20 protein-coding genes are annotated in these 23,492 nt (G+C 43.4%); 3 read left to right on the forward strand and 17 right to left on the reverse strand.

Annotated elements, in window-relative coordinates; translation table 11 throughout:
* Window positions 1–13: 13 nt before the first annotated feature.
* The 12 genes from atpA to mnmG form a co-directional block, all read right to left on the reverse strand.
* Window positions 14–1,555, reverse strand: a complete 1,542-nt coding sequence (gene atpA / locus NH399_RS20170) for a F0F1 ATP synthase subunit alpha (RefSeq protein ID WP_253043074.1) — start codon at window positions 1,553–1,555, stop codon at window positions 14–16.
* Window positions 1,556–1,575: 20 nt separating this feature from the next.
* The gene (locus tag NH399_RS20175; RefSeq protein WP_253043000.1) at window positions 1,576–2,112 is read right to left on the reverse strand and encodes a F0F1 ATP synthase subunit delta; all 537 of its coding nucleotides are present in this window, start codon (window positions 2,110–2,112) and stop codon (window positions 1,576–1,578) included.
* Window positions 2,113–2,126: 14 nt separating this feature from the next.
* Entirely contained in the window at window positions 2,127–2,597 is a 471-nt protein-coding gene (locus NH399_RS20180) for a F0F1 ATP synthase subunit B (protein ID WP_253043001.1), read from the reverse strand.
* A gap of 48 nt (window positions 2,598–2,645) precedes the next feature.
* Window positions 2,646–2,906: a F0F1 ATP synthase subunit C gene (gene atpE / locus NH399_RS20185; RefSeq protein ID WP_253043002.1), complete on the reverse strand. Its 261-nt coding sequence runs from the start codon at window positions 2,904–2,906 to the stop codon at window positions 2,646–2,648.
* A 65-nt stretch (window positions 2,907–2,971) separates the two neighbouring features.
* A complete protein-coding gene (gene atpB / locus NH399_RS20190; RefSeq protein WP_253043003.1) occupies window positions 2,972–3,817 on the reverse strand; it encodes a F0F1 ATP synthase subunit A in 846 nt (281 codons plus the stop codon).
* Between the two features lie 14 nt (window positions 3,818–3,831).
* Window positions 3,832–4,221, reverse strand: a complete 390-nt coding sequence (locus NH399_RS20195) for an ATP synthase subunit I (protein ID WP_253043004.1) — start codon at window positions 4,219–4,221, stop codon at window positions 3,832–3,834.
* Window positions 4,222–4,740: 519 nt separating this feature from the next.
* Entirely contained in the window at window positions 4,741–7,104 is a 2,364-nt protein-coding gene (locus tag NH399_RS20200; RefSeq protein WP_253043005.1) for a S8 family serine peptidase, read from the reverse strand.
* 659 nt (window positions 7,105–7,763) lie between these two features.
* The gene (locus tag NH399_RS20205; RefSeq protein WP_253043006.1) at window positions 7,764–10,325 is read right to left on the reverse strand and encodes a zinc-dependent metalloprotease; all 2,562 of its coding nucleotides are present in this window, start codon (window positions 10,323–10,325) and stop codon (window positions 7,764–7,766) included.
* A 184-nt stretch (window positions 10,326–10,509) separates the two neighbouring features.
* On the reverse strand, window positions 10,510–11,409 hold the full coding sequence (locus NH399_RS20210; RefSeq protein WP_253043007.1) for a ParB/RepB/Spo0J family partition protein: 900 nt from the start codon (window positions 11,407–11,409) through the stop codon (window positions 10,510–10,512).
* 22 nt (window positions 11,410–11,431) lie between these two features.
* Entirely contained in the window at window positions 11,432–12,226 is a 795-nt protein-coding gene (locus NH399_RS20215; RefSeq protein WP_253043008.1) for an AAA family ATPase, read from the reverse strand.
* Between the two features lie 16 nt (window positions 12,227–12,242).
* On the reverse strand, window positions 12,243–12,875 hold the full coding sequence (gene rsmG / locus NH399_RS20220) for a 16S rRNA (guanine(527)-N(7))-methyltransferase RsmG (protein WP_253043009.1): 633 nt from the start codon (window positions 12,873–12,875) through the stop codon (window positions 12,243–12,245).
* On the reverse strand, window positions 12,875–14,764 hold the full coding sequence (gene mnmG, locus NH399_RS20225; RefSeq protein ID WP_253043075.1) for a tRNA uridine-5-carboxymethylaminomethyl(34) synthesis enzyme MnmG: 1,890 nt from the start codon (window positions 14,762–14,764) through the stop codon (window positions 12,875–12,877). The genes rsmG and mnmG overlap by 1 nt, the downstream gene beginning before the upstream one ends.
* Before the next feature lie 232 nt (window positions 14,765–14,996).
* Between mnmG and NH399_RS20230 the strand changes: the two genes are divergently transcribed.
* Together NH399_RS20230 and NH399_RS20235 are read left to right on the forward strand one after the other, a co-directional pair.
* Window positions 14,997–16,232, forward strand: coding sequence for a hypothetical protein (locus NH399_RS20230; RefSeq protein ID WP_253043010.1), 1,236 nt, complete (start codon window positions 14,997–14,999; stop codon window positions 16,230–16,232).
* Window positions 16,233–16,359: 127 nt separating this feature from the next.
* On the forward strand, window positions 16,360–17,391 hold the full coding sequence (locus NH399_RS20235; protein ID WP_253043011.1) for a S66 peptidase family protein: 1,032 nt from the start codon (window positions 16,360–16,362) through the stop codon (window positions 17,389–17,391).
* A gap of 47 nt (window positions 17,392–17,438) precedes the next feature.
* On the opposite strand, the gene mnmE is transcribed toward NH399_RS20235, so the two are convergent.
* The 5 genes from mnmE to rpmH are packed head-to-tail and all read right to left on the reverse strand — an operon-like array spanning window position 17,439 to window position 21,281.
* A complete protein-coding gene (gene mnmE / locus NH399_RS20240; RefSeq protein WP_253043012.1) occupies window positions 17,439–18,803 on the reverse strand; it encodes a tRNA uridine-5-carboxymethylaminomethyl(34) synthesis GTPase MnmE in 1,365 nt (454 codons plus the stop codon).
* Window positions 18,804–18,806: 3 nt separating this feature from the next.
* Window positions 18,807–20,474 (reverse strand): membrane protein insertase YidC, encoded by a 1,668-nt coding sequence (yidC, locus tag NH399_RS20245; protein ID WP_253043013.1) that lies wholly within the window; start codon window positions 20,472–20,474, stop codon window positions 18,807–18,809.
* A 29-nt stretch (window positions 20,475–20,503) separates the two neighbouring features.
* Window positions 20,504–20,746 carry a membrane protein insertion efficiency factor YidD gene (yidD, locus tag NH399_RS20250; RefSeq protein WP_253043014.1) on the reverse strand — a complete coding sequence of 81 codons (243 nt, stop codon included), beginning with the start codon at window positions 20,744–20,746 and terminating at the stop codon, window positions 20,504–20,506.
* A complete protein-coding gene (rnpA, locus tag NH399_RS20255; protein ID WP_253043015.1) occupies window positions 20,731–21,108 on the reverse strand; it encodes a ribonuclease P protein component in 378 nt (125 codons plus the stop codon). The genes yidD and rnpA overlap by 16 nt, the downstream gene beginning before the upstream one ends.
* Window positions 21,109–21,146: 38 nt before the next feature.
* Complete coding sequence (gene rpmH / locus NH399_RS20260; RefSeq protein ID WP_253043016.1) at window positions 21,147–21,281, reverse strand: 50S ribosomal protein L34; 135 nt, start codon at window positions 21,279–21,281, stop codon at window positions 21,147–21,149.
* Window positions 21,282–22,073: 792 nt separating this feature from the next.
* On the opposite strand from rpmH, the gene dnaA reads away from it, so the two are divergent.
* Window positions 22,074–23,477 (forward strand): chromosomal replication initiator protein DnaA, encoded by a 1,404-nt coding sequence (dnaA, locus tag NH399_RS20265; protein WP_253043017.1) that lies wholly within the window; start codon window positions 22,074–22,076, stop codon window positions 23,475–23,477.
* Window positions 23,478–23,492 lie beyond the last annotated feature (15 nt).

A 23,492-nucleotide genomic window follows, 5' to 3' on the forward strand; every position in this document is an offset into this window, starting at 1 on the left:
CCCTTATCGTTGATTACCAGGTCTGAGTCGACTTGAACTTAGTGACGGCTTCCTCTAATCCACCTTTGATTTCATCGTTGTAATCACAGGTTTCATTGATTTTGTCCATCAACGCTTTATGTTCGTTGTTCATGTAGTCGATCAGAGCCGCTTCGAAGTCACCAATTTTATCCAACTCAACATCTTTTAAGTGGCCTAATTCAGCTGCATACAAAGAGACAGCCATTTCAGCAACAGAAAGAGGAGTGTACTGAGGTTGCTTCATCAACTCGGTAACTCGCTGACCGTGTTCTAGCTGTGCACGAGTTGCATCATCAAGATCCGATGCAAACTGAGCAAACGCCGCTAATTCACGATACTGAGCCAGTGCTAAACGAATACCACCACCTAACTTCTTGATGATTTTGGTCTGTGCAGCACCACCTACTCGAGATACCGACAAACCAGCGTTAACCGCTGGACGGATACCAGAGTTGAATAGGTCAGTTTCTAGGAAGATTTGACCGTCAGTAATAGAGATTACGTTAGTCGGTACGAAAGCAGATACGTCACCCGCTTGAGTTTCGATGATAGGTAATGCAGTCAAAGAACCTGTTTGACCTTTTACTTCACCGTTAGTCAGCTTTTCTACGTACTCGGCATTGATTCGAGCAGCACGCTCCAATAAGCGAGAGTGCAAGTAGAATACGTCACCAGGATAAGCTTCACGACCTGGAGGACGACGTAGCAACAATGAAATTTGACGATAAGCCCAAGCTTGTTTTGTCAAATCATCATATACGATCAGTGAATCTTCACCGCGGTCGCGGAAGTATTCACCCATAGAACAACCAGCAAATGGAGCAATATACTGTAGCGCTGCAGAGTCGGAAGCCGCCGCTGCAACAACAACGGTGTGAGCCATTGCGCCGTGTTCTTCTAATTTACGTACGATGTTAGCGATAGTAGAGGCTTTTTGGCCAACCGCAACATACACACATTTAACGCCAGTGCCTTTCTGATTGATGATGGCATCAATCGCGATAGCAGTTTTACCAGTCTGACGGTCACCGATGATCAACTCACGCTGACCACGACCAACTGGAATCATGGCGTCGATAGATTTAATACCTGTTTGAACAGGCTCTGAAACTGATTGACGAGCGATAACGCCCGGCGCTACTTTCTCAACTGGAGAGTAAGTAGAAGTTTCGATTGGGCCTTTACCGTCGATTGGGTTACCTAGTGCGTCAACAACGCGACCAAGCATCGCTTCACCAACAGGTACTTCAAGAATACGACCAGTACATTTTGCTTTCTGGCCTTCTACAATACCTGAGTAATCACCAAGTACAACAGCACCTACTGAGTCGCGCTCAAGGTTAAGAGCCAGACCGTAACGACCACCAGGAAGTTCGATCATCTCACCTTGCATCGCGTCAGCTAAGCCGTGGATACGTAAAATACCGTCAGATACGCTGACGATTGTGCCTTCATTGCGAGCTTCAGAGACAACTTCAAATTCGTTGATTCTCTGTTTGATTAACTCGCTGATTTCAGATGGATTCAGTTGCATACTCATGCTCTGGATTCCTTTTATACTTTCAGCGTCTCAGACAACTTGGTTAGCTTACCGCGAACCGAACCGTCAATGACCATATCTTCAGCTTCGATGACCAGGCCGCCAAGTAATGTTGGATCAACGCTAACGTTGATATTGACCTGCCGCCCTAATTTCGTTGCCAGTTTCTGTTTTAAATTCTCTTGCTGCTCAGCGTTTAATTCACTCGCTGACATAACATTGGCATCAATGGTTTTTTCAAACTCAGCTTTCAAATGCTCAAAAATTTCAGAGATTTGAGGCAACGCTAACAAGCGGTGATTCTCAGACAACAACTTAATAAAGTTTTGTCCCTGAGCGTCTAGTTTGCCTTCGCAAACTTGCAGCATAGCATCGCGCTGTTGTTCGTGAGTAAGATGAGGACTGGATAACAGTGCCTGCATCTGTTCATCAGCGACAACAGCCGCTGCAAAACCAACCATTTCAGACCAATTTTGCAAAGCATTCGCCGCCATAGCATGCTCAAACGCCGCTTTGGCATAGGGTCTTGCTACTGTGGTAAATTCAGCCATGGTCCACCTTCTAATTAAAGTTCTGCGACCAGTTTTTCAACAATGTCGTTTTGAGCTGAAGCATCGATATTGCGCTCAAGAATTTTTTCCGCACCAGCAACTGCTAGAGTTGCTAACTGACCACGTAAGTGTTCACGAGCACGGTTAACTTCTTGTTCGATTTCAGCACGAGCACCATTCAAAATTTTGTCGGCTTCGTTACGCGCATCTTCTTTCGCTGATTCAACAATTTCAGAATGACGTTTTTTAGCCTGGTCAATCAGTGTAGCCGCTTCTTGCTTCGCTTCTTTCATTGTGCTGGCAGCTTGCTGTTTTGCTAACTCAAGATCATGAGATGCTTTTTCAGCTGCTGATAAGCCTTCTGAAATCTTCTTTTGACGCTCTTCAATAGCACCAATAAGAGGCGGCCATACGAATTTCATGCAGAACCCGACGAAAATGGCAAAAGCCACCATTTCGAAGATGAGTGTTAAATTAATATTCACGCAGGTTCTCCTTTGGTTAATCGTTAGTGGTTATTGCAATACTAATAATTAACCTTGAGGTAATGCAGCTAAGTATGGGCTAGCGAATGTGAACCACATACCGATACCGATACCGATCATAGTTACCGCATCAAGAAGACCAGCTACTAAGAACATTTTAACCTGTAGCATAGGTGCTAATTCAGGCTGACGAGCAGATGCTTCTAAGAACTTACCACCTAATAAACCAAAACCAATAGCTGTACCTAATGCACCAAGACCTAAGATCAAAGTTACACCTAGTGCGGTCATAGCCAGAATAGTTTCCATTGTTTTCCTCCAGTTGAGTTTAATGCTTAAAAAATAAAACTAAAAACTTAAATTCTTTATCGTTGTTAATGGTCTTCGTGCGCCATGCTCAGGTACACGATGGTCAACATCATAAAGATAAAGGCCTGTAATACGATAACCAGGATGTGGAACACTGCCCACAATACATGCGCTAGTGTGCCGCCGATGAATCCGCCAATACCAGCAGTCATCAACAAAGCGATCAACATGAAAATCAACTCGCCTGCGTACAAGTTACCGAATAGTCGTAGTGCCAGAGACACTGGTTTAGCTAACAGACCAATACCTTCTAACAATAAGTTGAATGGCATCATCCAGGGCCCAAACGGGTGAAACGCTAGCTCTTTAAAGAAGCCAACAGGGCCTTTTACTTTAATGCTGTAGTAGATGATGAGTAAGAATACTGACAAAGATAAACCGAATGTGATGTTAGGATCGGTTGAGGGGACCACTTTCATGTAACCAACGCCACCTGCCTGGAACAGCATAGGCAGTAAGTCTACTGGGATAAGGTCCATGAAATTCATCAGGAAGATCCAAACGAATACTGTCAAAGAGAGTGGGGCGATAACAGGGTTACGGCCATGGAACGTTTCTTTCACGCTCTTATCAACAAACTCAACAATCATTTCTACAAATGCTTGCAGTTTGCCAGGCTTTCCAACGGTTGCTTTTTTTGCAACGCTACGGAATAGCCATAAGAAGAAAATACCTAAAAAGAGTGCCCAGCCAACACTGTCCACGTGAATAGCCATAAAATTGCCATCACAGACATAATTGTTTTCTGCGCCACTCCATTGCCAACCTTGCTCGGTTTGACAAACAGTGAGGTTTTTAAGGTGGTGCTGAATATAACCTGCACTTGTTAGTTCGCCGTTAGCACTCGCCATAGTCCGGAACCTTCTTAGCCTTTTTTAGAGGTTGTCAAAACAAATGGCGCTACCCATTGCAGCAATAACGCCAAACCAAATCCTAAAAACAATGGACCAACTTCAATTGGAAACCATTGAAATGCTGCGATAAACATCAAGATAGTTAGAACAAGCTTGAGCGCTTCACCCAGGTAAAACCCACGCAGCACTTGTCGAGATGCTCTAGCTCCCGAATGTTTGAACGCAAAGTGTGTGAAAACCAAGGATGGAAGAACGCAAGTCAAGCCGCCAATGAGAACGGAAGCTGAAGACCACAAACCCCAACTCAGCGCGATGACTGAGGCTATCAACACGAAAATCGCTTGAGTCGCTATAATTTTTAACGCCAATTTCCGGCCGCCGACAGAGATGGAATTTGCCATTGATTTACCCGGAAGAAAGTAGTTGTTAACGACTAACGCAGTTGAGAATCATTCTCAACTAGTTATTATAATCCGCGCAAATTATAAAAACTAAACGCCAATGAATCAACCTGAACCGACCTTTTTTGCACGATTTACACAGCTCTTTTGCAAAGCCTTAGATTATCGTTATTACAATAATTCACTCAAATCTCATCTCTGTACTACATCTTGTGACGCTATTGAGAATAAGGTGCATATCTTGGCTAAAAATCCAATTTGCGATACTCACAAAATAATTGAGGAAAATGCGCTACTGGTGGTCTGCTAAGTTATATTTTTGGGCTGATTTCTAACAACTCTCTGCAAAGCATCTTAAATTAACAATGTTTATCCATTCTTTGCTTCTCAAGACACCAGGCTCTAAACCAATGCTGATTTATAACAGGCAGTTGTAAGAATCATGAGTTCTGCTTTGTGCGGTCATAAAAAAAGGCGGTTATTAAACCGCCTTTTTAATCGAGCTATGCCATTCAGCTATTATGGCTTCCACTCTGCATTAAGAGATACACCTGAGTATGTAGAGTAGGCGTAAATCGAAATGTAAAGTTTACCTTCTGCTGGATTGTTGATAGTACAAGTCTCGTTGTTACCGCTCTTGTAAGGACGGCAATCGTAAGCAGAGCTAGTAGGCTGCGAACCTTGACGAACATAAAGGTCAGCATCACCAGAACCACCTGACATAGTAATAGTCGCAGATGACATGCCTGCAGGGATATCTACAGAGTAGTGAGCCCAAGCGCCACGAGAACCAGAAAGGTCGTTAGCTGAAGCAGAACCACCTGTTGATCCGCCACCGCTACCGCCACCAGATGCTTCTGTGAAGCTACCAGTTAAGCTAACGCCAGAGAAAGTTGAGTAAGCGCGAACCACTACGTGATAAGTACCCGCCTGAACATTGCTGATTGCACAACTTTCGCTGTTACCAGACTTATAAGGACGGCAGTCATAAGAGCCTGTAGTAGGGCGAGAACCAAACTTAACATAAAGGTCAGCATCACCAGAACCACCTGACATAGCAAAGTTCAAGTCAGTCGCACCAGCAGGCACTTCTAAGGTGTAGTGAAGCTCGTTACCAGAAGAAGCTGAAAGACCTGTTTTAGCAGTACCGTTGGTCAAAGCGTTGTCGTTTCCGCCGCCGCCATTGCCACCGCCGTTACCAGCGTTTGCACCACATAATCCATCAAGGATATCGTGAGTCGCTTTTGCTTGAACTAAACCGTAACCGGTTTTGTCATCACGACCTGAAGTGCCGATGTCTTTAGCACCATCACGTAATGCCTGGCGAACCTGAGCCGCTGTACAGTCAGGGTTGTTGTTCCAAACCAACGCTGCAACCGCTGTCGCATGTGGTGTCGCCATTGACGTACCATTGTAGTAAGCGTAGTCAGTACCAGTATTGGTTTGTACAGTTACTGTCTGGCCAACTTTAGACATCAAAGATTGACCCAAAGTACGGTCAACAGAAACGCTTGGCAATGTGAATGCAGTGTTAGCATCAACCAAGAAAGGATTTTGTAGACCAGGACGAGCGCTGTTTGAGTAAACGATAGCTGCTTTTGCACCCGCGCTTAAACATGCCTGTACTGCGTCTTTTTCTGGGTATGTACCAGAAGTCTGATTTGCAACACGCTCGGTGATACAAATTTTGTTAGTCATGTTGCCACAGTTATAAGAAGAACCAGACACTGTACAAGAAGCCAATGTTCCGGTAGCACTTCCACCGTAGTAAGACTGAGTGTAGCTACCATTAACTGGAACTAAACGATTGTGAGGAACCACATCGTCGTCACCGTGCGTGGTACCACCAACAGTGATATAACTTTGTGTACCGTCACCTACACCAACGGTAGATAGGATGGCTTCACCAGGAGCAGATAGCTCAACCTGTGACGTGTACTGAGAGAATTCAGCCCATTGCTCGTTAGAATCGGTTGCACCAACCGCAATAACTGAATCGTAAGAAGCTGGGTAAGAGTGAGCTGTGTTTCCACCGTTACCAGACGCTGCTAATAGAAGAACGCCCTGGTTTGCAGCTGATTGCAGAGAGTTTCTTTCTGCAGTGCTTGAGCCGCTTCCACCCAAACTCATGTTCACAACTTTAGCGCCGTTGCTAACACAAGTGTTAACCGCAGATGCCAAGCTAGAAGAGTAGCCCCAGCCTGATGCGTTGAATACTTTGATGATGTGCATATCTGCATTGGCATTAGGCAGTACACCTTTAATACCAACAGAGTTGTTAACTGCACCAATAGTACCCGCTACGTGAGTACCATGAGATCCACCAGGAACATACCAGTTACCAGTACCTGAATCGTTGGTACCGTTAGCCGTTGGTAAGTCTGGATTGGTCTGATCATAGCCTGAGTCAATGATACAAACTTTTTTATCCGTCGCAGTAGAAGTCGCAACAGTTAATTGATTCGCTTGTACATTAGTGAAACCCCAAGGCGTGTTTTGAGCTGCCAAGAAACGAGGCTGATCGATTTCGAAAGTGATGTTGTATTTTGCTAACGCTGCTTTCTGGCGCTCAGTCAGCACAACAGCCATTGCACTTTGCTCTGGAAGTTCAAGCTTTACGCTTGCGTTGCCAGATACTTTCTGGACCAGAGCTTTTGCTGCCGCTGCTTTAAAAACACTGACACCCATTTTATTGGTCGTCTGGAATTCCTGACCATTAAAATACGCGATGTAGCGCTTTTCTGATTGATTAGCCATAGCTTCTGCTGCTAAATCAGCAGGATTGTTAGCCAGTTGAAGTGTGAAGTTTGAAGAGCTGGTATCTTGTGCCAACGCTACCGATACTGCCCCCGCAAGTAAGGTGGTTACAAACGCTTTTTTCATAATTATATTATCTCTAACTTCTTATCTGTCTGTTTTTATGGTCATGCTTTAGTGCATGCATATTATTCTTCTGTATCCCTGTTTTGGGCTTCCTTAGCAAGCCAATCAAGCAAGGATGCATAACAACCACCTGACTTTGAACCTACTTAACTATACAACCACAATTGTCAGGTCTTGACTAACTCGAATCCGAAATTGACATAAGCGATAAAGTGAGTCAACCACAGAAATCAAATTAGTAAATATTACACAGTGAAATAGGGGCATATTCACATGTTTTGATGTAACAAATGTCATCTTGTTCGAGTTTTAATCAAAAACAGACCAAATAACGAGCTTTTCTAAACTTAATCAGTCAACTCAAGCCCTATAACACTAAAATAAATGTGTATTTAATTTCGTTAGGATAAAACACACTTATCTTTCGCAATAAAATAACTAATGCGTAGCAAACTGCTATCAAAGCTACGAAAATCTAACTTACAGACAATATATATATACAACCAAAAAGAAGAGGCTTTAATCATTGAGTTTAAGCGGGTTTAAATAAGAAAGGGGGAAAGAGAGGTCTAAGTGACTCAATTCATAAATATTCAGCTAGCTATGAATATTCATAAGTTTTTTTAGCAAAAAGAAGGGGGCTAATGCCCCCTGTATTATTAAGCTTTTTCTAGCGCTTTATTAACAAGCATCCTGAGGTAATTTCGATGGGCATTTGTAGATGCACTGTATCGAGAGTATTTACCAATGTTTTGTAAACGACTTAGCTGATTAATGGCTGCTGCACGAGAAAGGTAATCGTATGTAGATAAGCCTTTTAATCCACTGATTCGAATCAAGCGATTAACATACTCTGTTTGAAGATTCTGGCGATGAGTATTTACATCGCTGTTTTTATCTTCTTCAAAGATGGCATCCGTTAAGTCTTGCATGAACTCATTAAGCTCATACTGATTACCATATAGCCCAGTGTCCACCATACGCTTCATGACATTACGGTGCATCACGTGATCAAGAACGCGTTTTTGTGCATTCAGTACCATGTCATGAATTTTAGGGTCTTCATTAATAGCAAAGGCATTAAAACCACGTCGTTGGCGCTGAAGGTAAGCATAAAGAGGTTTTGCTTCTTCTAAAACGCTAGGCGCAAACATGTATTTGCTTAAAGAGTCCATCGCTGCTTTCTGGATGTCTACTGGTACTGGGGTGAAAGGTTGAGTTTCTCCATCCTGCCCCACCAAAGCTCGATCAAGATAGATTCCGCCAATATAGCGTGAAGTCACCTCTGCAGAACGACGATATTCTCCGAGCAGATAGTTGGTTGAGATCAACAACTCCTGATAGGTATCGCCTTTCTCAAGAGTTTTATCTTTAATGGTTTTTAAAGTCTCTTTGATCAGGTCCATGCGACCATTGTTGTATTTCACCGCTTCGCTGGACATATCACCAATCATCACACGAGGATCAATGTGCAGCCCGGCACGACGCATATCGTCCGCATCATTACCAAAGGTAAGCGCAGGTTCAGTAGAGCGCGCAAGAATGGCCTGCAGGCGCTTCTCTTCTTCGGCAGGATCACTCACCGCAGGAGAATAACCATACTCAATAGCCCAGAGGTCATAAGGACCCGGTTTAGAGTTAGTAAAGTCACCTTGCTTAACGCCAGGAGGTGCAATATTAACTGCGGGATAGTCCATTACAGAACCCGCAACAACGCCTTGTGTAATGGATGAGTCGTGAACATCCGTGGCATTGTGGAGCTGAGTCGCTTTCATATTGTGGTTAAGACCTAAGGTATGGCCTAACTCATGCAAAATAAGATAGCTTAACGATTGCTTGACTAACTCACTCGACAGCTCTTTGCTGCCACCTTGAGCTTTTAATACCGCTCCAGCCATTGCTGTTGAGTCATGTAACATGTGGCCCGCGCTACAGAAAATACCTTCAGGTGCTTCTGGAACCATTTCTTCCATGGTGGCACCGCCAGTATACACCGCATCGTATAACCAGCGATTTTTCAAGAAAGAGTATTCCAACATAATGTCGGAAGCAATAATTTGACCTGTCAGCGGGTTAGCAACACTTGGACCGTAACCACCAAAAGGAGGTCTGGGCGACGCTGTCCAACGCAATACGTTGTAGCGAATGTCACCGGCATCCCAGTCTGCATCATCAGGCTGAACTTTTACTTGAAGAGCATTCTTAAAACCGGCTTTTTCGAAAGCAACGTTCCAGGTTTCGGCAGCAGTTTTAATTGTCTCACGCCATTCTTCAGGCGTCGTGTTTTCGATCCACCATACAATAGGTTCTACTGGCTCAGAAACAGCAGCGTTCGGATCTTTCTTCACCAGATGCCATCGATTAATTACATCCTGGTAAGGAGCCCAGCTATCTGAGGTCAGATCATCAAACTGTTGCGAAAAATAACCAATGCGCGCATCGTCACGACGAGGTTGGTAATCATTCTCTGGCAGTTCAATAAAAGAATGCTGCATTTGTACCGCAACAGTACGCGGATCCGTTACTTCTAAGCCACCACGAACCATTGGTGATTTGTTGTCAAATACGTACTCAACGACGATGTCGGCATTCTTAGGGAAGCTACGAATATTAACGTATTTGGTTTTACTTTTGCTCAAGCTACCAATTTTAAAAGCCGGTCGCGCAGGCTGCCCAGGAACAGGCGGGCGAGGGTAGGGAGAGACTTTATGTAAAGTTTCTTTTAAGAAAATGGGATCGACTTTAACAACGTAAAGTTTCTTCTCTTCGTCGTGTAAAACCACTTTCATGCTCGAAAGTATCGCTGGCGAGATGTTAGTGCCTTGAGAACGGCTGATCGCACTTTCAGCATCTAACTTGTAGCGCGGAGTTTTGGAGATGATTTCGATACGGTCAAAGTGTTTCGAGAACTCCAGCAACTTATACTCACGAAAAGCGCCTTTAAAATGACCAGCGTCTAATACGCCATTAACAGTATGAGTAAAGTACAAAAAAGGTTTATCGAGTTTATCTTCCTCGATAACCATCATCAGCGAACCGGTTTTTTTGTCCTGATAAAAATCGACAAAACTATCGTAGGCTATTTTATCCTTGATAATTTCTTCATAAGTTTTGGGTTTAGATGGCTTATTCTTTTTGGCAGCAGCACTCACATCAGCACTGGCTACAGATGCCACAATGACACTCAAAGCGATTCCTTTAATAGAATCCGATAGCTTCATTCTTAGACTCCGCAATTAATAGAAAATAGAGATAATGGTAGTTTATAACCGTCTCGAGACTACAAAGACAACCTAAAAGGGTAACAAAGTATGACCTTTAGCAAACAATAGTTAAAAGGATAAGAATAGGTAGTTAAAAAAAGCCCCCTAAAAAAAGGGGGCTTTTGATACAAAAATGAGTCTACTAGAGATCTTCACTGATCCCCAGGTGGCTCAGAATGCCATCGAGCTCATCGAGGCTGTTATAGCTGATCTGCATTTTCCCTTTACCACGGGAAGAATGTTGCAGCACAACAGGCGCGCCGATTTTTTCTGAAACCTGTTGCTCCAATCTTTCTATATGGGGATCAATCGCTTTTACAGGATTTTTGAATTTTTCTGGCTCAAGGGTTTTTCTGACCAGTTTTTCGGTTTCACGAACAGTCATTTCTTTAGCCACAACAACTCTTGCTATCTCTGACTGCTGTTCTTTTTTGAGTCCAAGTAAAGCACGCGCATGGCCCATTTCCAGATCGCCTCGTTCTAGCAGAGTGCGGCAAGCTTCGCTCAATTGTTGTAGGCGCAGAAGATTGGTCACCGTGGTTCGGCTTTTTCCAACCGCATCGGCGGTTTGTTGGTGAGTTAAACCAAACTCATCCATCAAGCGTTGTAATGCCATGGACTCTTCGATGGCATTGAGGTCTTCACGCTGGATGTTTTCAATCAATGCCATGGCGATGGCAGCTTCGTCAGGGACTTCTTTTACCAACACAGGCACTTCAGGCAGCTGAGCGATCTGAGCTGCTCGCCAACGTCGCTCACCGGCAATAATTTCGTACTTTTTATCAGCGACACCGCGAACCACAATCGGCTGAATGATGCCTTGAGCCCGAATCGATTCGGCTAACTCTTCCAGAGCTTCATCCATCATGATTTTACGAGGCTGATACTGACCAGGCTGCAAAAACTCAATGGGTAATTTTCTTAATTCGCCTTTGACTGTGTCACCCGAACCAGAGCTGGTTACTTCGACTTTTTCTTCTTTATTTTCAGCTATTTTCTGGCTAATAAAAGCATCAAGACCGCGGCCTAATCGCTTTTTCATAAATGATTCCTGTGGTTCTTTATTAATTGACTTCTGCTACCGGTTGCACGTTTTGTTCTTCGCGTCGAATAATTTCGCCAGCTAATGCCAGGTAACATTTGGCTCCACGTGACAAACGATCATATTGTAGAGCAGGCATACCGTAGCTGGGTGCTTCTGCCAAACGGACGTTACGCGGAATAACGCTGCGATAGACCTTATCTCCAAAGTGTTCATGCAACTGATTAGATACCTCAGTTGCAAGACGATTACGAGGATCATACATGGTACGCAGAATACCTTCTATGTGCAGCGATGGATTAACTCGCTCAGAGATCTGATTAATGGTCTGAGTCAGCGCAGACAGTCCTTCTAGGGCATAGTATTCGCACTGCATCGGAATAATAATAGAACATGCCGCTACTAACGCATTGATCGTTAACATATTTAATGAAGGAGGGCAGTCGATAAAAATATAATCGTACTGATCTTTAACGGTATTAAGCGCGATACTCAGACGGTGCTCTTTCATATCCATTTGCAAGAGATGCACTTCGGCAGCTGAGAGGTCACCATTAGCAGGCAAGACATCAAATCCACCATGCTCAGACGCTACCAGCGCCTCTTCGACGGTTGCTTCTCCTGTTAGTACATCAAATACATTGGGCTCGGCCTCGTCTTTATCGATACCACTGCCACTGGTGGCATTGCCCTGTGGGTCCATATCGACCATTAAGACTCGACGTTTTGTCGCTACCAGAGAAGCAGCAAGATTAATACTGGTGGTTGTTTTACCAACCCCGCCTTTCTGGTTAGTTATTGCAATAATTTTTGCCACAATAAGCCTCAATATATTAGCTAGATGCTTTTTTCCTAAGAGTTACCAAGTGTCGCTCAGCGTTTAATTTTGGCACAGAAATCACGTCGACTTTTACCAATTCTACGTAATCAGGTAATGCAGCCAGTTCCTGTTCTGGATATTCACCCTTCATCGCTTGCCAGACGCCTGTTTCAGCCAACAAGTGGTGAGACAGAGAAACCATTTTTTCAAGAGAAGCAAAGGCACGGCTGACAATCACATCAAACAACGTATCAGGTTGCCACTCTTCGACTCTGGTGTCTACTACAGAAACCTGACTAAGCGACATATCATAGACTAGCTGCTTAAGATAACGGGTCTTTTTGCCATTGCTGTCTAATAAGGAATAGTCTCTTTTGGGCTCATAAATTGCCAAAGGTATACCCGGGAAGCCAGGCCCGGTGCCAATATCTAACAGACGGCCTTGAGCCATAAAAGGAGCGATCGCCAATGAATCCAGCAAGTGGGTAATGATCATTTGCTGAGGATCGCGTATGGCCGTTAAATTGTAGGCTTTATTCCATTTAATGAGTTGCTCAATGATACGTTCGAATTGCTGCAACTGCTCCTTGGTGACATCCAGTCCTAATTCTTGGATGCCACCCGAAATAGCTTGTGTTAATTCCATCAGGCGCTTTTTCTTAATAAGTTATGTTTTTTCATGTAAACCAAAATGAGTGAAATCGCTGCTGGAGTCACTCCAGAGATACGCGACGCCTGGCCAATGGTCTCGGGTCGGCTGTTTTTCAACTTCTGGGTAACTTCTGCTGATAACCCTTTGATATGTTCAAAGTCTAACTCCGCAGGTATACGGCTTTTTTCGTAGCGCTCAGTACGTGCAATCTCATCTTTCTGACGTTCAATATAGCCCGCATACTTGACCTGAACTTCAACCTGAAAAGCCACCTGCTCATCATCAATACCAGGGCCAATGCCGTCGATATCCATCAGGTTTTGGTAGGTCAACTCAGGACGCTTAAGCAAGTCTTTGAGGCTGGCTTCACGAGCCAGTGGACGCTCAAGTTTCGGCTCCAGCTGTTTGGCCTGTTCTGATCCTGCCTGAATAAACGTACGCTCAATACGCGCACTTTCCGCTTCGATGGTTTCCATTTTACGGCAAAAGTGCTCCCAGCGCTCATCGCTTATTAATCCAAGTTCTCGTGCTTGAGGTGTTAGTCGACGATCAGCATTATCCTCACGTAACAGCAGTCGGTACTCTGCGCGCGAGGTAAACATGCGATAAGGCTCTTTGGTACCGCTGGTGATTAAATCGTCCACCAAAACACCAATGTAAGCTTCATCACGACGAGGTGACCAGCTTTCCTTATCTTGCGCTCTTAATGCAGCATTGGTTCCTGCGAGCAAACCTTGCGCCGCAGCTTCTTCGTACCCGGTTGTGCCGTTAATTTGTCCAGCGAAATACAAGCCTTCAATAAATTGTGTCTCCAAAGAGCTCTTGAGATCACGAGGATCAAAGAAGTCGTATTCAATGGCATAACCAGGACGAGTTATATGAGCATTTTCGAACCCTTTAATGGATCGTACAAACTGCAACTGAACGTCAAACGGCAAGCTGGTTGAGATGCCATTAGGATAAATTTCGTGTGTATTAAGACCTTCTGGCTCAATAAAGATCTGATGCGATGACTTGTCGGCAAATCGCATGATCTTATCTTCAATCGAAGGGCAGTAACGCGGGCCAATCCCTTCAATCACTCCAGAATACATGGGGGACCGATCAAGTCCGCTGCGGATCAGATCATGGGTTTGTTCATTGGTATGAGTGATCCAGCAATTCACCTGTTGAGGATGATCCTCACGGCTACCCATAAACGAAAATACAGGGGTAGGGAAATCACCAGGCTGGGCTTCTAACTCACCAAAATCGATGGTTTTAGCATCAATGCGAGGAGGCGTTCCGGTTTTTAGGCGATCAACTCGGAAAGGCAACGCACGAAGGCGCTCGGCCAGAGCTATAGAAGGTGGATCTCCCGCTCGTCCACCAGAATAATTAGACAGACCGATATGAATTTGACCACCCAGGAAAGTCCCTGCGGTTAGCACAACCGTCTTAGCGGCAAATTCCAGTCCCATTTGGGTTTTTACACCAACGACCTTACCACCTTCAACGATAAGATCATCTGCTGCCTGCTGAAAAATACTGAGGTTTTGCTGGTTCTCGAGAGCCTCTCTAACGGCAGCTTTATATAAAGCACGATCCGCTTGTGCTCGAGTAGCCCGTACCGCCGGCCCTTTGCTGGCATTTAAAGTTCGAAACTGGATCCCACCTTTATCAATAGCCTGCGCCATGATGCCACCTAAGGCATCGACTTCTTTGACCAAATGACCTTTACCAATCCCGCCAATGGCTGGATTACAACTCATTTGTCCCAGAGTATCGATATTGTGAGTTAACAACAGGGTCTTCACGCCCATACGAGCCGCTGCAAGCGCAGCCTCGGTACCCGCGTGTCCACCACCAATCACTATTACGTCAAATTGCTCTGCAAACCGCATGTTCATCTATAACTTTTTTAAAAAAGGGCGCTGATCTTACCTGACTTTGCCTAAATTTTGAACGTCATCAATACAATTCCTCTATATATCTGCTATAAAGTGTTGTAAGTTATTGATATCTTCAAAAATTTATTGCGGATCAGGATCTATAAATATGGAACTGGTTCAGATAAAGAGACAATCAATCATCTATAATCCAGTGTCACTTTAAGGTAACAAGCAGAATATTATCATGGTCAGGAAGCTCTTTAGGTTATTTGTACTTTTACTTTTGCTGGTCGCGACCACTGCCTTTTATATTTGGTTCGAGCTGCAAAAAGGCATTTCGAAAGCAGTAGAAACGCTACCAGACAAGTATGTGCTTACTTATGACTATCATTATATCAACCATGAGGGGCAACTGATCATTGAGAGGCCTCGGCTTTTCCATCTCGACTTTGGCGATCTGGCTTACGCAAATCGTATGATCGTGCAGCTGGAACGGTGGCAGGATTACCATAAACTCGATGACAAGCTGACCTTGTTGCAGTATCCAGCCAAAGGAGAAATAAGCTTACAGCGTTTGGTGCTTCACGGCGATAAAATCAAACCTGCAACGGATTTTCTCTACTCTCTTAAACTATCCAAATTGATATTTCAGGGTTGCGAAAGCGTAAGCACCTTGACCGCTGCGGATTTCGAATCCCTCGATCTCTTGAGTATCGATTCCAACCTAACCCTCAATTATCACTACAATGTACTGGGGTCGTCACTGGAACTATCAAGTAAAGGCGAGTTTGATTCGTTATTCTCTTACGAATTCGATATTTCTTTAAGAGACATCCACCCAGGCGATCCTGTTTCTCCTTACTTGGTATCTTCTCAATGGGTCATGATCGATCCAGACATTCTTTCGAAACGCGATCAATTCTGTGCGCAAAAAACCGGAATGTCACCTCAAGACTTTGCTCAAAAACACCACAGTGATTTGTTGGAGCATTTAAAAGAGCAGGGAATTATCGTATCTGAACAATTTGTAAGTAGCTACAAAGCGTTTGCAGCTGACAAACAAAGTTTAGCCTTCACGGCAAAACCATCAACAGGTATTCGACTCTCCAGTTTTGCTAATAAAAGCTATTCCGAACTGCTCGACGCTCTCAATTTAACGGTGCACTTTAATGGTAAAGAAGTGACCCCCATTGTTGCTGCCATTGACTTTATGCAACAACCCAAAGTTAAAGAAGTCGATCCCAAAGAACAGCAACGACGAGCACTGGAGCGAAAACGAATACAACGTCCAAGTGTGAGTCGATTGCAGTCTTTTGTACAAAGAAAAGTTGAATTAATTCTGCAAAACGGCGACAGCTATAAAGGAACTATTTTGGAAGTTAATGGACGTAATTTGCGGCTTAAGATACGTATCAGGCGAGGCAATATAGAACGAAACTTCAAACCGGATGACATACGTTCCGTCTTATTGCTTGATTAATAAAAAGGCCAGCTTAGCCGCTGGCCTTTTTGATAGAGCTATTGATGCTTTACTGTTAAACATTGAAGAGAGTAATATCTTATCAACATTAAGGAAGCCATAAGCTACGTCAGAGATAACAAATATTATGAAATATCCACGCCCACTGGAAAAGGGCAGCCGCATTGCAGTCACCGCATTCTCTTCTGGAGTATGTGCGCCTTTTCATCAACGTTTAGACATAGTCAAAAGCCATCTTCTTAGCTTAGGTTTTGAGGTAGTTGAAGGTCAATGTTTACGTCACGATGCTGGCCATGTAAGCGCCTCGGCAGAACAGCGAGCACAAGAACTTATGCAGTTTTTGTGTGACGAAACAATTGCTGCAATCGCTCCCCCTTGGGGTGGGGAGTTTGCAATGGATGTTTTGCCATTACTGGATTATGAAAAATTAAAAACGGTAGAACCTAAGTGGTTGTTCGGCTTTTCTGACGTGAGTACTTTGTCCGTCGCTTTAACATCGAAGTTAGGTTGGTCGACCGCTCATAGTCCAAACCTTATGGAAATGCATCCCAGTGAAACCGACGCATTGACCGCAAAAACTCTGCATTGGTTAACACTGAGTGAAGGCTCTCACTTTTCTCAAAAGTCATCAGACTATTATCAACTGAGCGGTTCATCCTTTGCGACTCACCCCAACGCAACTTTGAATAAAACGGAGCCGAGTAGCTGGAAGATCCTAGGAACAGATAATGGATTAGTATTTAGCGGACGATTAGTTGGTGGATGCTTTGACACTTTGTTGCATCTTGTCGGTACAGACTATTTTGATATTGAAACATTGCGCAATCAGTATCGCGACGACGGGATCATTCTCTATCTTGAAAATGCAGAGATGTCGCCCACAGTACTCAAGCGTTCTTTACAAGGATTTAAAAACAAAGGCGTGTTTGATGACCTAAAGGGATTCTTGTTTGGCAGAAATGCCGTAACAGATAATTGCGGTAAAGACATCAGCTCAAGAGAAGCTTTTGTGGAAGTGGCCGAAAGCTTGAACATTCCAATCGTATATGATGTTGATATTGGCCATTTGCCACCCAATATGACACTGCTAAACGGGGCTTACGCCGAAGTAAGAGTGAATGCAGGGAAGGGGGAGATTAAACAAACTTTAAAGCCGTAAGCAAAGAGAGTGCGTATCTTGCTAAAAATACGCGCCTCTTACCGATTTTATTTTCCGATACAGAAACTGGAGAAAATTCTTCCAAGCAAATCGTCAGCGGTAAACTCTCCAGTAATTTCACTCAAGAAGTTTTGAGCCAAGCGTAACTCTTCAGCAACCAGCTCACCAGCGTTAAATTCTACCAACTGTTCCATTGCCTGCTTAACGTGATGCTTAGCCATCGCAATCGCCTCAATATGACGACGACGCGCCATAAAAACACCTTCATTACTGGACTGGTAGCCCATGCATTGTTTGAGATGTTCTTTAAGTAGCTCGACACCCTCACCACTTTTGGCACTGAGCTGTATTTGCAGATACTTCTGCTCAGACTGTTGAGGTGTAAGCCCTGCAATATCAGCTTTATTTTTAATAACCGTTACAGGAGGTAACTGACTAATAACCTGTCGCAAGGACTCAAGTACCTGCTCCTGCTGTTGTTCATGATCCGGTTCTGAGCTATCTGTTACCAAAAGAACTCGGTCAGCTTCTGATATTTCTTTCCACGCACGTTCAATGCCGATCTGCTCAACTTTGTCGCTGGCATCTCGTAATCCAGCCGTATCAATAATATGCAGTGGCATACCATCAATATGAATGTGCTCTTTTAAGATGTCTCGTGTTGTGCCAGGTATATCGGTCACAATGGCGCTGTCTTTACCTGCCAAGGCATTCATTAAACTCGACTTTCCAGCGTTAGGCTTTCCTGCCAGAACAACATTCATACCGTCCCGCAATATGGCACCCTGTTGAGCTTTTTTCTCTAGAGCGATAATACTTTGTTGAAGCTCTTGGAGATCCTTTTGCACTTTACCATCAGAGAGAAAGTCGATCTCTTCTTCCGGAAAATCGATTGCCGCTTCAACATATAAACGTAAGTGAATAAGTTCTTCTACCAAGCCATGAACCAGATCAGAAAACTCACCCTGCAGGCTTCTGAGCGCCGATTTTACCGCTTGCTCAGAAGAAGCATTAATCAAATCAGAAATCGCCTCTGCCTGAGCCAAATCCATCTTGTCATTTAGAAACGCCCGCTCACTGAACTCGCCAGGACGTGCTAATCGAGCACCCAGCTTTACCACTTCTTTAATTAAAATATCCAGCACAACAGGACCACCATGGCCTTGTAGCTCAACTACATCTTCACCAGTAAACGAATGAGGCGCTTTAAAATATATAGCGATGCCTTGATCGAGAGTCTGTTGCTCAGAAGAGTAAAAGGTAAGATAAGTAGCAAGTCGGGGAGCAAGGGAATGGTGGGTAATGGTTTGGCCAATAGATAAAGCGTCAGGCCCAGAAAGTCGAATAATCCCCACACCACCGCGACCCGGTGGTGTGGCTAAGGCTACAATCGTCTCGTTAGTAGCACTCATTGATTACTTCTTTTTGCTATTGTTTTTACCAGCAGCGTGTTCTTTCTCAATTTTCTTAGTAATGTAAACCTGTTGAGCAATCGACAATAGATTGTTCACTAACCAGTACAAAACCAGACCCGCAGGGAAGAAAATAAAGAACACAGTCATCATGACTGGCAACATCTGCATGATTTTAAGCTGCATAGGATCCATGGTAGGTGAGGTTGGCTGCATCTTCTGCATCAACCACATGCTGATCCCCATTAATATAGGCAGTACAAAATAAGGATCTTTTGCTGAAAGGTCTGTGATCCACAAGGCGAAGTCGGCCTGACGAATCTCGACACTTTCCATTAATACCCAATAGAGAGCCAGGAATACAGGCATCTGAATCAACAGCGGCAAACAACCACCCAGAGGATTCACTTTCTCTTTTTTGTACATCTCCATCATCGCTTGCGACATGCGCTGACGGTCTTCACCATAACGTTCTTTCAGCTGTTCTAACTTAGGTTGTAATAGGCGCATCTTAGCAAATGAACGGTATTGAGCATTTGCTAGAGGATAAAGAAATATCTTAACGGTTATGGTTACAAGAATAATGGCCACACCCCAGTTACTCACAAAACCCTGGAACATGGTTAGTAACCAGAAGATAGGCTGTCCTAACCACCAGAAAATACCGTAATCAACGGTCAGATCAAGCCCTGGAGCAAGAGAGGCCAACACATCCTGATCTTTAGGTCCCAAATACAATTTGGCATGAAACTCTTGAGTTTGACCTGCGGCAACCGCCAACTTATCTTGCTCGACGCCAACAATATAAACGCGTTTCGCTTTATCGTATTGAGTCGTAATTTTGTTAACACTTTCTTTGTTAGGTATCCAGGCAGAAATAAAGTAGTGCTGAATAAAAGAAATCCACCCACCCTGCGTAATAACTGCGAGCGGTGCGTCGTCCATATCATCAAAATCGTATTTTTCGAATTGAGACTCTTGAGTAGAGTAAGCCGCTCCAAGGTAGGTTTGCATACCAAAGCCGCTGGTGTCGGTGTCCAGCTCAATACGATCACGGATTAGCTGAGTAGTCAGCGTGTATTCGTGATTGGTGGCTGTCGTATTTTTTACTCGATAGAAGACATCAATATCGTATTGATTCTCATGCATCTTAAAGATCTTTTCGAATACGATGCCTTGCTCATTGGTCCACTCAAGAATCAGTTCAGGCTTGTCAGCCGTAGGTTTACTCGCCACACGATAGATCACCTGCTGCTTGGCATTTTCTGGAGCTCCAGCACCAGACAATTCACTGGCTGCAACATAAGTACGGTGCGCACGAGATGTTAATAACTGCACATGGTCATCGGGGTTTTCTTGAGTATTAGAAAACTGCGTTAGGATAGAGCTAACAACGGTCCCGCCCAATGTATTCACCTGTACGGTCAATACTTCATTGGATAAGGTGATAACCTCTGCAACAGTCGCATTGTTAGCAACAACGGCCTTGGAGTTATCAGCAGGTTGCTCTGTGACATTAGCAGCTACCGACTCATTGCTTTTAGGCTGCTCAACAATTTGCTCTGATGTAGTAGGCTGTGGCTTAGGGCCGTAATCTTCCTGCCATTTTTGAAACAGCAAGAAAGATATAAAAGCTAACGCTAAGACAAGAATACCTCTTGAAGACTCCATATAAATTTCTCTTTATTGGTGTATATCTATTAATGTTTGTGATTTGGCTGACAATTCCTACACTCAGGCACAGGATCAATCCCGCCCTCGTTTAAAGGATGGCACCGCCCAATTCGTTTGATAGCGAGCCAGCTTCCTTTGAGTGATCCATGCTTTAAAATAGCCTGTTCGGCATAAGCTGAGCAGGTAGGGTAGAAACGGCACTGGTTACCGATCAGATAACTCAAAGAGTTCTGATACAGTCGGATCATTAAAATCAGCAATCTTTGCATACTTTCTCTACTTTACGCCATATATGTGACAACGCTGATTCCATACTTTTTCTGTCCATCGAGTTAATGTCGCGACGAACCATAACAACGAAATCAAAGGATGGTAGAGTTGCCTGTCGGGTACGAAAAGATTCACGCAATTTGCGTTTAATGAGATTACGGTTAACCGCTAGTTTAACCTGCTTTTTTGCGATCGCAAGACCTAGTCGAGGAGATTGACTATGATTGGGAGTAGCCAGAATAGTAAAGGCTTTATTGGCGATTCTGACGGGTTTTTTGAAAACCTGAGCAAAATCTTTCGAGTCCAATAAACGAAGCTCCCGCGGAAACTTCGCGGGCGCTTTAGAAGCATCCGTTGTCATTTCAGCAAGAGCCTGTTTTTAAAAAGACGTTCGGCTGATTAAGCAGTAAGTTGCTTACGGCCTTTAGCGCGACGACGCTTAATGACCAGACGACCGTTTTTAGTAGCCATTCGAGCACGGAATCCGTGACGACGTTTACGCTTTAAGTTACTTGGTTGAAAAGTACGTTTCATTGCTCAAAACCCGCGATTAACTTTAGTAGAGTACAGCTTCAGCCCGCTACTAGCTGGGCAAAGGGTGCGAAATTCTAACTAATGAGCGCCCCGAGATCAATCATTAATCGAATAAAAAAGAGACAACCCCTCGGATTCTTTAATTTTTGTATTTTTCGATCACAAAATGATCTACTAGATATAGAAATGATCAGATCAGATCTCCACCAGATATAGTGATCACACCCGATCTTTGCTTGTGGAAAATTTTTTTTATTTTTTTTTAGATCATTTCTCAGAAAGTTACCGAAAACAGCGATATTTGCCTGTCTTAGCAAACATGCAGCAAAAAGGATAATCAAGTGATCTCAACAAAGTATTCACAAGACACATAATTTATATTTTTTAATAAAAATAAAAAGATCTTATAAGATCTATTATTAGATCCGTCGATCTTTGTGGATAAGTAGAAAAAGTTCTTATAAAACATAATTTAATAACATTTTTAACCCTGTTAATAACGTATTAAGATCTAGCTTATAATTAACGTATAAAACTTTGATAAAATGATCTCAGGATCTAAACTCAAATTTATACACAAGAAAAGAACAGTAAAGTGATCCAGATTGATCTAAATCGATCTAAAAAAGTTGAAAGCAGGCGACAAAATCATCAAGTACAAAAAATATCCAATGCGATCAAATTGGATCTCTAGATCTTTTTCTTGTGGAAAACTCTGGATCAATTTTTAGAATCGATCTAAAATTTTTAACCTTTCCATGAAGACAAAAAATAAATATTGGAGATATTTGGGTGGAAGAATCCTATTGGCGCTATTGCACCGATCGCTTGAGGGAAGAGCTGGCTCCAACTCAGTTTAATACCTGGATCCGACCCCTAAAAGTCGATGAAAGCCTCAATGAAATTGTTTTGGGAGCACCAAATCGATTCGTTCTTGATTGGGTTAGAGAAAATTATTTAAATAAAATTAACAAATTATTGGATGAAAATTCATCTGAAGGCAGTCGAAAAAAAGTCAGTTTGATCATCAACGACAACAAAAATCGACCTGCGTTTAGCAGCCCTAAGAACCAGCACCAACCACAAATGCCAGTCCGCCCACAGGTAGAAATGCCTCCTAAGGTGTTGCAGCCTCAAACTACTGCAAAAGTACAACCTGCGGTCTCCATTTCACATCGACCAAACTTAAACAGTTCATTTAGCTTTAACAAGTTCGTTGAAGGTAAGTCTAACCAGCTAGCAACAGCGGCAGCAAAGCAAGTAGCGGAAAATCCAGGTAAGGCTTACAACCCTTTGTTCATTTACGGTGGTGTGGGGCTTGGTAAAACCCACTTGATGCACGCTGTGGGTAATTTAATCCTTAAGAACAAGCCCAATGGTAAAGTCATTTACTTGCATTCTGAACGCTTTGTAGCGGATATGGTAAAGGCCCTTCAAACCAATACTATCGATGAATTTAAGCGGTTTTATCGGTCAGTTGATGCGTTGTTGATTGATGATATTCAGTTTTTTGCCAACAAAGAGCGTTCACAAGAAGAATTTTTTCACACATTTAATGCTTTATTAGAAGGTAATCAACAAGTTATATTAACTTGTGATCGATACCCCAAAGAAATCGATGGGGTAGAAGAACGATTAAAATCACGCTTTGGATGGGGATTGACCGTTGCAATCGAGCCTCCTGAGCTAGAAACGCGTGTTGCCATCTTGATCAGTAAAGCGGAAGAAACGGGGATCGACTTACCCAACGAAGTGGCGTTCTTTATCGCCAAGCGTATTCGCTCGAATGTTCGTGAATTAGAGGGGGCTTTAAAACGCGTTATAGCGAATGCTCAGTTCACAGGTAAGCCAATTACTATTGAGTTTGTGAAAGAAGCGTTGCGAGATTTGATTGCAGCACAAGACAAACAAATAAGTATCGATAATATTCAGAAAACCGTCGCCGAATATTATAAAATCAAAGTATCCGATTTATTGTCTAAGCGGAGAAGTCGATCAATAGCCAGACCTCGACAAATGGCCATGGCATTAGCTAAAGAGCTAACTAATCGAAGTTTACCTGAGATTGGTGATGCCTTTGGTGGGAAGGACCACACAACGGTTCTACATGCCTGTCGAAAGATTAAGGCCTTGAAAGAAGAAAATTTAGATATAGAAGAAGATTTTACTAACTTATTAAGAATATTAACTAGTTGATATTAAAGGGTTTTT

Origin of the sequence: Pleionea sp. CnH1-48 (genome assembly GCF_024124665.1) — a bacterium.
In the GTDB taxonomy this organism is placed as follows: domain Bacteria; phylum Pseudomonadota; class Gammaproteobacteria; order Enterobacterales; family Kangiellaceae; genus JAMXSB01.